5 protein-coding genes and 2 pseudogenes are annotated in these 14,438 nt (G+C 41.3%); 6 read left to right on the top strand and 1 reads right to left on the bottom strand.

All coding sequences use genetic code 11. The annotated features are described in order from the left end of the window. Positions 1 to 212 precede the first annotated feature (212 nt). The gene (locus RMZ41_RS13655; protein ID WP_322642346.1) at positions 213 to 887 is read right to left on the bottom strand and encodes an RNA polymerase sigma factor; all 675 of its coding nucleotides are present in this window, start codon (positions 885 to 887) and stop codon (positions 213 to 215) included. 134 nt (positions 888 to 1,021) lie between these two features. Between RMZ41_RS13655 and RMZ41_RS13650 the strand changes: the two are divergent. The 6 genes and pseudogenes from RMZ41_RS13650 to RMZ41_RS13625 all read left to right on the top strand — a co-directional run. After that, positions 1,022 to 1,180 (top strand): annotated as a pseudogene (locus RMZ41_RS13650) (transposase); the annotation flags it as partial. Positions 1,181 to 1,698: 518 nt separating this feature from the next. Continuing rightward, complete coding sequence (locus tag RMZ41_RS13645) at positions 1,699 to 2,790, top strand: 3-isopropylmalate dehydrogenase (protein WP_322642345.1); 1,092 nt, start codon at positions 1,699 to 1,701, stop codon at positions 2,788 to 2,790. A 133-nt stretch (positions 2,791 to 2,923) separates the two neighbouring features. Continuing rightward, a pseudogene (locus tag RMZ41_RS13640) lies at positions 2,924 to 3,073 on the top strand (3-isopropylmalate dehydratase); the annotation flags it as partial. A gap of 78 nt (positions 3,074 to 3,151) precedes the next feature. Further along, positions 3,152 to 4,489, top strand: a complete 1,338-nt coding sequence (locus tag RMZ41_RS13635; RefSeq protein ID WP_322642365.1) for a 3-isopropylmalate dehydratase large subunit — start codon at positions 3,152 to 3,154, stop codon at positions 4,487 to 4,489. Positions 4,490 to 4,522: 33 nt separating this feature from the next. Continuing rightward, positions 4,523 to 11,119, top strand: a complete 6,597-nt coding sequence (locus tag RMZ41_RS13630; protein ID WP_409875284.1) for an amino acid adenylation domain-containing protein — start codon at positions 4,523 to 4,525, stop codon at positions 11,117 to 11,119. A 34-nt stretch (positions 11,120 to 11,153) separates the two neighbouring features. Further along, positions 11,154 to 14,351 carry an amino acid adenylation domain-containing protein gene (locus RMZ41_RS13625; RefSeq protein WP_322642343.1) on the top strand — a complete coding sequence of 1,066 codons (3,198 nt, stop codon included), beginning with the start codon at positions 11,154 to 11,156 and terminating at the stop codon, positions 14,349 to 14,351. Positions 14,352 to 14,438: the final 87 nt, after the last annotated feature.

Genomic DNA, 14,438 nt, shown 5'->3' with positions numbered 1-14,438 from the left:
TAGGCGGCGTAAGGATGCTCCAGGAGCAGGGGGGCAGAGGGGAATTTCTAAATATCTGAACGCAATGCCTAAAATTTCTTCTTTCTCCCCTGCTCCTTTGCTCCTCTGCACCCAAGAGCCTCAACGATTTTACCTTTTCTTAGTGCCATTCGACTCAGACTGTTGCACATCACGCACTACCTCGATCGCTTCCTCCACCGCAACGGATAATGTCACCGTCTCGCCCGCGGTTCTTGATAAAAGTGCAGGATAAACATCTCGCCCAGCCTTGTCGATAAATTAGCGATCGCACCGCGAATAACAATCTTTTTCTCGCCTATCTCCAAAGCACTTAGGGGCATATCGTCCAAAGAAACCAGCCTTTGTTCCTCTGGAATCGTATCTATATCCTCAACTCTATTCGCGCCCCGACTGCTTTCTCGATAAATATCCACGCAGAGATTATGAGCCAGCGTCGTCAGCCAAGCTTTAAAATTAGTAATTTTCTCCCTGTATTTTTGCAGCTTTTCCCAAGCTTTCAGCATTGCCCGACTGAGCGCATCTTCAGCATCCGTCGGGTTTCCACCTATCCACTTGACGCAGCAACAATAAAGATAATCTCGATACTGTTGCCATTGCTGCCAAAAAATTGACCGTATATCTAAGCCGGGAGCGTTCTGTTTTGAAATGGTAGATGTTTGAGAATCAAATGGCACTACGAAAAGCTCTAAGCTATGCAGAATAAGTGCTACAGGTTTAATGCTCACTCCCACAGTAATGGCATGAGTCAGGCGATCGCAGATAGGAAGATGATGTACGTTTGCCCAAAAAGTTTTTGAAGGTAGAAAAAGCTTACTCGTCCGTGAAATAAATACTTTTTTGAGACGAATAAGCCAAGATCCATTCACTTCAAAAAGTTACTCCAGGATTAGGAGAAATGTATCGAAATAAAGAAGCAATTAAAGATATATTTTAAAGTCACATAACCAGTGATGAAGCCTTATATGAATTCCTGGAATGGACAGAAACAGCTTATAAATTTTTCCCCAAAAGTTGCTGAACCATCAGTAGATGGATAGATGAGATTCTTGCTTATTTTGATCGCCGAACGACCCAAGGTGTTGTTGAGGGCATTAATCAGAACATTAAGCTCATTAAAAGAAGGGCTTATGGCTTAACTAACTTTAAGGTCAATTGTTAATCCTCAATAACTTTGAACCTTTGATAACCTTCACCTTTATTTAATTTATCAGTTGCGTAAGTTCTATTTTTTAACCATTAAATATATACCACCAGTTAAGTGTACCTGCAAGGACAGTTAAGAAAGTTAAGAAAGTTAAGAAAGTTAAGAAATTAACTTTCTTAACTGTCCAATTAAATATTTATTTAACTGTCTTATCTGCTATTGCATTTTATTAAAAAAACTGAGATTCTTTTTAAGAGGTTATTTAAAAAATCGTGTAGTTTGTAAAAAAACTATATCAGTAGAGTATAGGCTGTTAATAGATAACAAACACCACCGAGGGAACGACATGAGTAAAGCCTATCCTAGTAACCTGACCTGCGCCTAATATAAGTTTTGGAGTGACATAATTCCAGAACCATTACCTGGTGGTTGTTCTTATGAAGTTGATATATGGGAAATCATTTTAAGGAGGGGAGTTCAGCTTTGAGAATTACAAAATCGATAGCTCCTGCTCAATCAACAGATACGGAAAAATGAAGTCTTTGAATAATCTGTCTTATCGCATTGTTGCTATTAGTGGGGAAGGGATTGGCCCAGAAGTTGTAGAAGCTTCTTTAAAAGTTTTGCAACAAGTTGCAAAACTTGAAGGATTTACCTTGCAGGTAGACTATGGTTGGCTTGGTGCTACAGCCTTAGAGCAATTTGGTAGTTACTTTCCTCAAGCTACGGCCGAACTATGCAATGGATCTGATGGAATTATATTTGGTGCAGTGACTCAGGGCGGACTGTTAGAACTGCGAAAGCATTACGATTTTTTTTGCAATCTGCGTCCAATTCGGATTGTTAATAGTCTGGTGCATAAATCTAGCCTCCAACCAGAAAAAGTTCAAGGACTCGATATACTCATCATTCGAGAACTAGTCAGTGGCATTTATTTTGGCCCTGCGGGAAGGTCTTTTGATGAAAAGGGTGCTTATGGTTATCACACCATGCTCTATTACGATGAAGAGATTCGGCGGATAGCTCGTCAAGCCTTACAAAAAGCCCAACAACGCCGAGGATTGCTGACTGTAGCTCATAAAGAAAATGCCTTACCTCATTTGCCTTGGACTCGTTTAGTTCAAGAAGAAGCCACACAGTTCCCAGGTGTTGTTATCGAACCAATGCTAGTAGATAACTTAGCTATGCAAATGGTTCTCAATCCTCAGAGATTTGATGTAATTTTGGCAAGCAATCTGTTCGGAGATATTCTTAGCGATATTGGTGGAGCGTTAGTTGGCTCCCTTGGCTTATTAGGATCAGCCAGTCTGAATGCTGATGGATTTGGACTATACGAAGCGGTTCACGGTACAGCCCCAGACATTGCGGGGTTAGGTATTGCTAATCCTTTGGGAACTTTGGCAGCTTGTGTTTTAATGCTCCAGCAGTGGGGAGAAGTGAGGGCAGCCCAACGAATTATAACAGCACAAGAGCGAGTTTTAGCTAAAGGATATCGGACAGCCGATTTGTCTCCCCAAGGAGCAGAAATATTGATAAATACTGAAAAATTAATTGACCTTTTACTAGAAGAAGTTTCCAGCGAGCAATATTCTGAATTCAAAGAGCTTTATGAATCAATTAAATAAGGTTTTACACTTAGGAGATGATATTAATACTGATGATATTATTCCTGCTAATCGAGCCACAACTTACGATCCAGATATATTAAAACAATATGCTTTAGAACATTTGATTGGTGTAGGAGAGCTATTAAAATATAACGTCATTGTCGCTGGGGAAAATTTCGGTTGCGGTTCGAGTCGAGAAATTGCCCCTGTTGCCCTCAAAGCTGCTGGAATTGAAAAGATTCAGGCTAAATCCTTTGCAGAAATTTTTTATCGCAATAGCATCAATATTGGGCTGTCTCTAGAAATTTTGGGAGAAAAACAAGAGAATCCTGTAGTAGATGCGATCGCCCAAACAGGTGGACTGATACCTTTTAATCAAATGCGTTGTCAGAGAAAAATCAGCATTCCTCAAAGCGTAACTCCCAAACGACCTATGACTTTAGTGGAAAAACTCTTGGCTAAAGCCTCTGGTAATAACTACGTCCTTCCCGGAGAAGTGGTTTTTGCTCAGGTCGATTTAGCTTTATCTCATGATGCTGTGGCTGGGCCTGTCGCCACGACATTTTACAAACACTACGGAGAAGAAGCCAAGCTGTGGGATGCTCAAAAGGTAGTTTTAGTAGCAGACCACTTTATCCAAGTTAATGACATCCGTAGCGATCGCAAAGCCTATGTCATGTATGAGGAAATGATTGAGTTTGCTAAAGAGCAAGGCTGTCATTTATTTGATATAGTTTCCCCAGGCGAAGCTGCGGGTATCTGTCACGTCTTACTCCCAGAAAAAGGATTTGTCAGACCAGGAATGATAATTGCTGGTACAGACTCTCATACCTGCACTTACGGAGCTTTAGGAGCTTTTTCTGCCGGGGTCGGAACTACAGATATGGCGAATATCTATGCAATGGGGGATATGTGGATTCGCGTTCCCTCAACGTTAGTATTCGATTTGTCTGGAAAGCTACCTCCCCATATCAGTGCCAAAGATATTATCCTGTTTATTCTGGGGCAAATCGGCTGTGCTGGTGCTACTAGTAAAGTGATGGAGTTTCGCGGGTCAATTCTCTCACAACTACCTTTTGATGAACGATTGACTCTAGCCAATATGGCCATTGAGTGTGGTGCTATCTGTGGGTTGATTGTGCCTGATGAGACGACGCGAAATTATGTGAAAAGTCGCTCTAACCAAGAATTTACAGAAATTATTGCCGATCCTGATGCTGAGTACGAAAAAGTGTATCAATTTGACCTCAGTAATCTAGAACCGCAAGTTGCTCGTCCTCCAAAACCAGATCGAGTAGTCCCGATTAGTGAGTTAGAAGAAATTCCAATTACCAAAGCTTTTATTGGCTCTTGTACAGGTGGCAAACTCTACGATTTGGCTCAGGCTGCTGAAGTTTTGCAGGGTCGTCAACTGGCAGATGGGGTGAATTTGTTTATTGTTCCAGCAAGCGTGGAAATTAGAGAACAAGCCCAAAAACTGGGCTATCTCGACATTTTTACCCAAGCAGGCGCACAAATTCTTAAGTCAGGTTGTGGAGCTTGTATTAATTCGGGAATTGGGGTTTTAGACAAAGAAGAAACGGGGATTTATGCAACCAATCGTAATTTTAAAGGACGCAGTGGCGATCCCACAGGCAAAAACTATTTAGCCTCCCCAAGAACCGTTGCAATATCAGCTATAAAAGGCAAAATCAGCCACTCCCTTAATGAAAAATAAAACTACTAATTTATTATTTTATATATAAAATTTATGAAAGAAATGGCGAGCAGTTCTACTCATAATAATCATAATTTGTCTGTTTTAACTGAGCAAGAAAGACACAAAATCTTAGTGAAATGGAATGATACAAAGGTAGATTATCCTAAAGATTTGTGCATACATGAATTATTTGCAGCACAAGTAGAAAAAACTCCAGACAATATTGCTGTCGTCTTCGATGAACAGAAACTTACTTATCAAGAGTTGAATCACCGAGCCAACAAAGTAGCTCATTATCTGCAATTTTTGGGCGTAGGAAGAGAAGTTCTGGTAGGGATTTGTGTTGAGCGTTCCCTAGAAACGATTGTCGGACTATTGGCGATTCTTAAGGCAGGAGCAGCATATCTCCCACTAGATCCAACCTATCCTAAAGAGCGTCTATCGTTCATGCTGTCAGATTCACAAGTACAAGTGCTATTAACTCAGCAGAAGTTTGTTGAGGAATTTTCTACAAGCGGAGTAAAGACAGTTTGTTTAGATAGTGATTGGGAACAGATTAAGCACCAGAGTCACGAAAATCCTCGTAGCGATGTGACGGCAGAAAATCTCGCTTATGTGATATATACATCTGGGTCAACTGGAACACCCAAAGGAGTGCTGATTCAGCATCAAGGCGTATGCAATCTTGCTCAAGCACAAATTAAATTGTTTGATGTAAACCCACATAGCCGTGTTCTTCAGTTTGCTTCTTTTAGCTTTGATGCTTCAGTTTGGGAAATTATAATGGCTTTGGGTTCTGGAGCTAGTCTTTACATAGGAACTCAAGATTCCTTGCGCCCAGGAGCAGATTTAATAAAATTTTTGCGCGAGCATTCAATCACTCACGTCACATTACCACCCACTGCACTAGCAGCTTTGCCACTAGAAGAATTGCCAAACTTACAAACTATCATCGTTGCTGGAGAAGCTTGTAATCCTAAGCTGATAGCTCAATGGTCAGAAGGGCGGCGTTTCTTTAATGCTTACGGGCCAACGGAATCAACTGTTTGCGCCACAGTTGCAGAATGTAGTGCAGGGGATACTCAAGCAACCATTGGTAAAGCGATCGCTAATACCCAAGTTTACATTCTCGATAGCCATTTGCAACCCGTTCCTATTGGGACTCCTGGCGAATTATATATTGGTGGCGACGGCTTGGCTAGAGGCTATCTGAACCGTCCAGAGTTGACTAAAGAAAGATTTATCCCGAATCCGTTTGCGGAAGCAGGAGGCAGAGGAGCAGAGGAGCAGAGGGGCAGAGGAGAAAACTATACTCAGCACTTTCCCAGATTATATAAAACTGGAGATTTGGCACGTTATTTACCAGACGGGAATATTGAGTTTTTGGGGCGAGTTGATAATCAGGTAAAGATTCGCGGCTTCCGCATTGAATTGGATGAAATAGAGAAGCTTTTAATTCAACACCCAGATGTCAAACAAGCTGCTGTAATTGCCCGTGAAGATATTCCTGGTGATAAACGGCTGGTTGCTTATATAGTCCTGAATCAAAAGCCAGAAGCAATTATCGCTACCCTCAAAGGCTTCCTTCAAGAAAAACTGCCTAATTACATGGTTCCTGGGGTATTTGTGATTTTAGATTCTTTACCCCTGACTGCAAATGGTAAAGTAGATCGGCAAAATCTGCCAAAGAGCGATCGCACCCGTCCCGACCTCGAAGAAACCTTTGTCGCACCGCGTAACCCAATTGAAGAAAAACTAGCCAGCATTTGGACTGAGTTACTGGGAATAGAGCCGATAGGAATCAATGACAATTTTTTCAATTTGGGCGGTCATTCTTTAATCGCAGCGCAAATGCTTTCTCGCATCCGCGATGGTTTCCAAGTCGAGTTATTCTTTCACCACATCTTCGCCAATCCCACCATAGCGGGTTTAGCTGAACTGATTGAACAGCCCAACCACCTCCAGCAGCAATTACAACGTCCTGCAATCCAACCAGTTCCACGCTCAGAATACTTACCACCTTCCTTTGCTCAAGAGCGAGTGCATTTCATTCAAGAAGTAGCACCGGAAGGTAGCGCCTATCAAGCTCAGGTAACTTTGCGATTCACTGGACAACTTAATATTGCAGCATTAGAACAGTGCCTCAGTGAGATTGTCCGCCGACATGAAATCTTCCGCACAACTTTTCCCGCCGCAGATGGACGTTTATTTCAAGTAATCCATCCAGCCTGGCCAGTCAACTTAAAAGTAGTAGATGTCCAAACCGTTCCTAAGTCCGAGCAAGAAGCCGAAATTCAGCGTTTATTTGACGCAGAGGTGCAGAAACCTTTTTACTTGGATAAACTGCCATTAGTTAGGTGGTTATTGTTGAAGTTGAGCGACCAAGAGCATCTGTTAATCCACATCGAACATCACATGGTTCATGATGGTTGGTCTTTCAACAACGTATTTTTAAATGAGTTTCTCGCAATTTATCAAGCCTTCTGTTTGGGTAAGCCTTCCTCACTACCAGAATTAACACTCCAGTTTGCCGACTATGCCCATTGGCAGCGAGAGTGGGTGAAAAGTGAGGAAGCCCAAGCTCAATTAGCCTTTTGGCAGCAAAAGTTATCTGGCAGTCCACCTCTGTTGGAATTACCCTACGATCGCTCCCGACCAGTAGAACAAACTTACAATGGCACTCAAATCAGGGTAGAGTTACCTATTCCCTTGTGCGAATCTTTGAGAGTTCTCAGCCGTCAACAGGGAACTACTTTATTCATGACCACGCTGGCGGCATTTTTAATAGTATTGCGCCGTTACACCGCACAAGAGGATCTGTGTGTGGGTACAGCTGTTGCCAATCGGCGGATGCGCGAAACAGAACAACTAATTGGCATGATTGTCAATAATTTGGTGTTACGCACCGATTTGTCTGGCGAGCCTACATTTGGGGAGTTACTAGAGCGAGTCCGCCAAGTCACGTTGGAAGCCTTTGCTAACGAAGATTTACCCTTCGATAAGGTCGTGGAAGTTCTCAAGCCAATCCGGAACTTGAGTTATAATCCACTGTTTCAAGTGATGTTTAGCTTCCATGATTCTCCCCGGCCAGACTTAACACTCCCAGGCTTGAACATCACAACGAATGTAGCCCTCAGCAACAAATCAACAAAGTTTGACCTAGATGTTGTTTTAATTCCGCAATATGGCGAAGGGGAAGGAATTACAGCGATTTGGGAATACAACACTGATTTATTCGACGCTGCTACAATCCAGCAGATGGTAGAGCAGTATCAAAATTTACTAGAAAAGATTGTTGCTAACCCAGAGCAGCAAATTTCGGAATTATCACTGCTAACCCAGTCTCAGCAGCAATTATTGATGGAGTGGAATCAGACTCACAAAGAGTATTCCACTGATGAATGTATCCATAAATTGTTTGAGGCTCAGGTAGAGTTAACACCGGATGCTGTAGCTGTAGAGCAGGATGGGCAGAGATTAACTTACCGCGAATTGAGCGATCGCGCCAACAAAATCGCCCATTATTTGCAAAGTTTGGGAGTCAAACCAGAAACCCTAGTTGGTATCTGCGTTGAGCGTTCCCTAGACGCGATCGCTGGCTTACTTGGCATTCTCAAAGCTGGTGGTGCTTACGTTCCGCTTGACCCAGCTTATCCTCAAGAACGAATTGCGGAAATTATTGCTGATACGCAACTTGGCTTTTTGCTGACGCAAGATAAATTCCAAGATAAATTGCTAGGTTATACCGGAAAAATAATTTGTTTAGATACGGATTGGGAATTAATCGCGCCACAAAGTACAACCAATCCAATTAGCGGGGTTCAACTAAATAACCTGGCTTACATTATCTACACCTCCGGTTCTACAGGTAAACCCAAGGGAGTAACAATCGAACATCGCTCATTGATGAATTTTGTCATCACCGCCATTGATGAATATGGCATTAAGGCCAGCGATAAAGTTCTGCAATTTGCATCTATTTGCTTTGATACATCGATTGAAGAAATTTTTCCTTGTTTGTGTGTCGGTGCAACCTTAGTATTACGCACCGAAGAAATACTCAACTCCAGCGAGGATTTTTGGCGGTATTGCCAAAAATGGCAGTTAACTGTTTTGGATTTGCCGACAGCATACTGGCATCAGTTAGTAGCTGAACTTAAGCCCCAAGATTCTCGCATTTTTGAAGGTTTGAGAACTGTAATTATTGGTGGTGAAGCAGTTCAACTAGAAAAAGTGCAGCATTGGCACAGTAGTGTTACTCATCTTTCCTCAGTACCGGAATTATTCAATACTTACGGGCCGACAGAAGCAACGGTAGTCACCACATTAGAACGCTTAACCCCAGAAGCCACCTTTGTTAGTATTGGACGACCCATTAGCAATGCTCAAGTTTATATTTTAGATCGATATCACCAACCTGTACCGATAGGCGTTCCAGGAGAACTGCATATTGGTGGAACAGGATTAGCTAGGGGATATTGGCAACGTCCTGAGTTAACAAACGAAAAATTTGTCTCCAATGCTTTACAAAGCAGGGGAGCAGGGGAGCAGGGGAGCAAGGGAGCAAACGAAAACCAATCATCTCGGCTTTACAAAACTGGGGATTTAGTCAGATTCCGCAAGGATGGCAAGCTGGAATACTTGGGTAGAGTTGATAATCAGCTGAAGATTCGCGGCTTCCGCATTGAATTGGGTGAAATTGAAGCGGTATTGAGACAACACTCACAAGTATTGCAAGCTGTGGCGATCGCACATGAAGACACCCCCGGACAAAAGCGGCTTGTGGCTTACGTTGTAACCCAAAAACCGCAACCAACCACTAATGAATTACGCGATTTTCTCAAGCAGAAACTACCGCATTACATGATTCCGGCTGCCTTTATGCAGCTGGAAAGCATACCGATGACTCCCAACCAAAAGGTAGACTACCGCGCTTTACCTACACCCGAATTTTCTCGCAGTGCTGAAGATAAATTTATTGCTCCTCGCACACTGATAGAAGAGAAATTAGTGGCGATTTGGTCGGAAGTTTTAAGAGTCGAAAATGTTGGCATTCACGATAACTTCTTTGAACTGGGTGGAGATTCTATTCTCAGTATTCAGTTAATTTCCAAAGCGAACCAAGCAGGTATTCAAATTGCTGCTAAACAGCTATTTAAGTATCAAACCATAGCTGAGTTAGCGACTGTAGCAGGTATCACTCGTCAAATCAACGCAGAACAAGGCTTAGTAACTGGTGCTGTAGCCTTAACACCGATTCAGCATTGGTTTTTCGAGCAGAAATTACCCGAACCCCATTACTTCAATCAGTCAGCACTGCTAGAAGTTCCGTCAGATGTACAACCTGAACTATTGCAGCAAGTAGTTCAGCAATTGTTAGCGCATCACGATGCTTTACGTTTGCGGTTTGTCCAGGAAGGGGAATGGCAGCAAATTAACGCCGTTACCCAGGATGTACCATTGAGCGTGTTTGATTTGTCGCAGCTTTCGCCAGCAGAACAGCAAACTGCGATCGCAACTAAAGATAGAGAACTCCAAGCTAGTTTAGATTTATCTACGGGAGCGATCGCAAAAGTCGCGTTATTTCAATTAGGCAATGATAGACCAAGTTCTTTACTCTTCATCATCCACCACTTAGCAGTTGATGGGATTTCTTGGCGGATTTTATTGGAAGACTTAGCTACTGCTTACCAACAAATTAGTCGGGGTGAGGCTATTAAATTACCAGCAAAAACAACCTCTTGGCAATATTGGAGCGATCGCTTAACAGAATATGCCCAAACACAGGCTGCCAAAGAGTTGGATTACTGGCTGAGTCAATCTAGCCTTCAAGTCACAGCTTTACCAGTAGACTATACATTTGGTAAAGAAAAGAACACTGTAGCCTCAACTGCTTCTGTGACACTTGCTTTAAACGAAGAACAAACACACGGCCTTTTACAAGATGTACCGTCTGCTTACAATACTCAAATTAATGATGTATTGTTGACTGCCTTACTGGAAAGTTTTGCCCAGTGGACAGGCGAAAGTTCTTTGTTAATTGATTTGGAAGGACATGGACGCGAAGACTTATTTGAAGATGTAGATTTGTCCCTGACTGTCGGTTGGTTTACAACATTATTCCCTGTTTGCTTACAGCTAGGAGAAATTGACCATCTAGGAGAGGCTTTAAAGTCAATTAAAGAACAACTCCGGCGCATCCCTAACCGAGGAATTGGTTATGGTGTATTGCGATATTTGCACGAAAACACGACAATTCGGGAAAAATTGCAGTCCCTACCATCAGCACAAGTTAGTTTTAACTACCTGGGACAATTCGACCAAGTGCTGAAAGCATCTGAAGTTTTGGGTTTGGCTAAAGAATTAAAATCCGAACAAAGCTTACTTAATCAACGCAGCCACCTGTTAGGAATAAGCGGCTTTATTCGTGCAGGAAAACTAGAAATGACTTGGGCTTATAGCGAGAAAGTTCACAAACGAGACACCATTGAACGGTTAGCTTCAGGATTCATCGAAGCATTAAAAATCTTAATTACTCACTGTCAAACAAAAGATTCTCAAAGCTATACTCCTTCAGACTTTTCAGCAGCCAAACTCAATCAAAAACAACTTGATAAATTCCTAGCCAAACTCAACAAAACCAAGTAGCCAACAGTCAACAGTCAACTTTCCAGGGGTAACTATGCAAAATATCGAAGACCTTTATGAACTTTCACCGATGCAACAAGGGATGTTGTTTCATACCCTTTATGCACCAGAATCGGAAGTTTATTTTGAGCAGTTACTTTGCATTCTCTCTGGGGAATTGAATTTTTCTGCTTTCCAAAAAGCTTGGAAACAGGTTGTGGCACGACATTCTGTTTTACGTAGTTCTTTTTATTGGGAAGAGATAGAAAAGCCCTTGCAAATGGTGAGTAAGCAAGTGGATCTTCCTTGGGTGCAAATGGACTGGCGACATTTAACACCTGATGAACAACAAAATCATTTAGAGGAGTTTTTGTCAAGCGATCGCCAAAAGAAATTCAATTTGGCTCAAGCACCTCTAATGCGCTTTACCATCATTCAGCTAACAGAGCAGAAATACCAATTTATTTGGAGTCATCATCATATCCTCTTTGATGGCTGGTCAATGCAGATTGTCCTCAAAGAAGTTTTGGCTTTTTATGAAGCAAATCAGCGAGGCGAATATTTACGTCTCCAAGGAGTTCGCCCCTATCGAGAATATATTGAATGGTTACAACAACAAAATATTGAGCAAGCAAAGGACTTTTGGCAAAAAACTCTTCAAGGGTTTGAAACTCCCACTTCATTGTCAGGTAACAGGAAGAAAGAAACATATAAAGAGCAACGTTTTCAATTATCTCAAACGGTAACTGAAAAATTGCAATTGGCAGCGCGACAGCACCATTTAACTTTGAATAATTTGGTGCAGGGAGCTTATGCATTATTAATTTCTCGTTACAGTGGAGAAAGTGATGTAGTCTTTGGTGCAACTGTATCCGGTCGTCCACCGCAGCTTGAGCAAGTAGAGTCGATGGTGGGGCTATTTATCAATACCCTGCCAATACGGACAAAAATAACAGCCAAAACAGAATTATTACCCTGGCTCAAGCAATTACAAACCCAAGCATTAGAACAAGAACAATATGCTTATTTTTCTCTTGCAGAGATTCAAAAATTAAGTGATATACCGACCGGATCGCAACTTTTTGAAAGTCTTTTAGTCTTTGAAAATTATCCGCTAAATTCTGCTAAACAAGAAACTGAAAAAACTTTAGAAATTAGTCATCTTAGTTGTTTTGAGCGCACGAATTATCCCATTACAGTAGTAATTAATCCGTGTTTACAACTAGCTGGCAGGATTGTTTATGATAGTAGCTGCTTTGATGAAGAAACAATTAACCGCATAATTGGGCATTTCCAAACATTGCTGTTAGGGATGGCAGATAACTTACAACAATATATTTCTCAATTATCTTTACTTAGTGCAGAGGAAGAAAAAGAGATAATTAAATTAGAAAACCATCAAGAAAATAATTCTATTAATTATAAATGTATTCATGCTTTATTTGAAGTACAGGTAGAAAAAAGTTCCGATGCCATAGCGGTTGCATATCAACAAGAACATTTAACTTATTGGGAATTAAATAACCGTGCCAATCAATTAGCCCGTTATTTAAAATCGCTAGGAGTTAAACCTGAAGTTCGGGTGGGAATTTGTGTTGAGCGTTCCTTAGAAATGGTAATCGGAATACTAGCTATTCTCAAAGCGGGAGGGGCGTATGTACCACTAGATCCAGGTTATCCTGCTGAAAGATTAGCGTTCATGCTGGAAGATGTACAAGCACCTATCTTATTAACACAAACTCATTTACAAAATAGACTCCCACTCAATAATCAAACCGTGGTGAATCTTGACACAGATTGGGAAATTATTGGCCAATATAGTCAAGATAATTTACCCAGTGAAGTTAATCCAGAAAATTTAGCTTATATCATTTATACCTCTGGCTCAACAGGAACACCAAAAGGTACAGAAGTTCCCCATCGTAGCATTCTTGGTTTTATGTTTGGGGTTGATTATATTCAACTAGATGCAAACCAGATTTGGCTGCAACATTCATCGATTTCCTGGGATGCGTCAGCCCTAGAACTTTGGACACCATTACTTTATGGTGGGCGTTGTGTACTGTATCCAGAAAGAATTCCTACGCAAGAAGGCTTAAGCCAGATTCTTCAAGAACAAAAAGTTAATATCTTGTGGCTAACTTCCGCCTTATTCAATTTAATGATTGATACAATACCGTCAGGATTATTAGGTGTTAAACAACTACTCATTGGGGGAGAAGCTCTTTCTGTAAATCATGTTCGACGTGCCTTAGAACTATTACCAGAAACCAAAATAATTAATGGCTATGGGCCTTCTGAATGTACAGTATTTACCTGTTGTTATCCGATTCCTCAAAAACTTACTGAAAATGTCCATTCAGTTCCTATTGGTAAACCCATCGGCGATAGAACAGTTTATATACTAGATGATAATTTAAACAGAGTTACAATTGGTATTTCTGGTGAACTTTATGTAGGTGGTGCAAGTGTAGCTAGAGGTTACTTAAATCAACCAAAATTAACCAGTGAAAAATTTATACCTAATCCTTTTATTGCAGGAGATATCCTTTACAAAACAGGAGATTTAGTCCGCCGTCTACCTGATGGAAATCTAGAATTTATCGGTAGAATTGATACACAAGTAAAGATTCGCGGTTTTCGCATTGAATTAGCAGAGATTGAAGCGATTTTAGTTCAACATCCTGATATCAAACAAGTTGTAGTCATTGCACGGGAAGATGAACCAGTAAATAAATTATTAGTAGCCTATTTGGTAGCAACCAATGATTCACTAACTACTGGCACTTTACGAAACTTTCTCAAGGTAAAGCTACCAAATTATATGATTCCTGCTGCTTTGGTATTTCTTGATAAATTTCCTCTCACTCCTAATGGTAAACTCAATCGCCGCGCTTTGCCTGCTCCTGACAGCGATCAAAGAAATAGAGAGGTTGATTTTGTTGCTCCTCATACACCAATTGAACAAGAATTAGCCACAATTTGGACAGAAGTTTTGAAGTTAAAACAAGTGGGAATTCACGATAACTTTTTTGAGTTAGGAGGACATTCTTTATTAGCTACTCAAGTTGTTTCTCGCTTAAGAGAGGCTTTTACTTTAGATTTTCCTTTACGTTATTTGTTTGAAAATCCAACTATTGCTGAACTAGCGCAAAAAGTGAATGAGCAAGTAGAAAATGATGATTTGGCGAGGATTTTGGCGGAGGTGGATGAGTTATCGGAGGAAGAGGTGAGGAAAGAGTTAGTTTCGTGAGGATTTTTTCAACGCAAAGGTGCGCGGAGTCAGCGCAAAGTTACGCAGCGAAAAGTTCCTCGAAGCCGGGTTTCCCGGCGTAGGAAA

The organism is Nostoc sp. DedVER02 (assembly GCF_034530675.2).
Classification (GTDB): domain Bacteria; phylum Cyanobacteriota; class Cyanobacteriia; order Cyanobacteriales; family Nostocaceae; genus Nostoc.
This window is presented reverse-complemented; position numbering and strand designations above follow the sequence as displayed.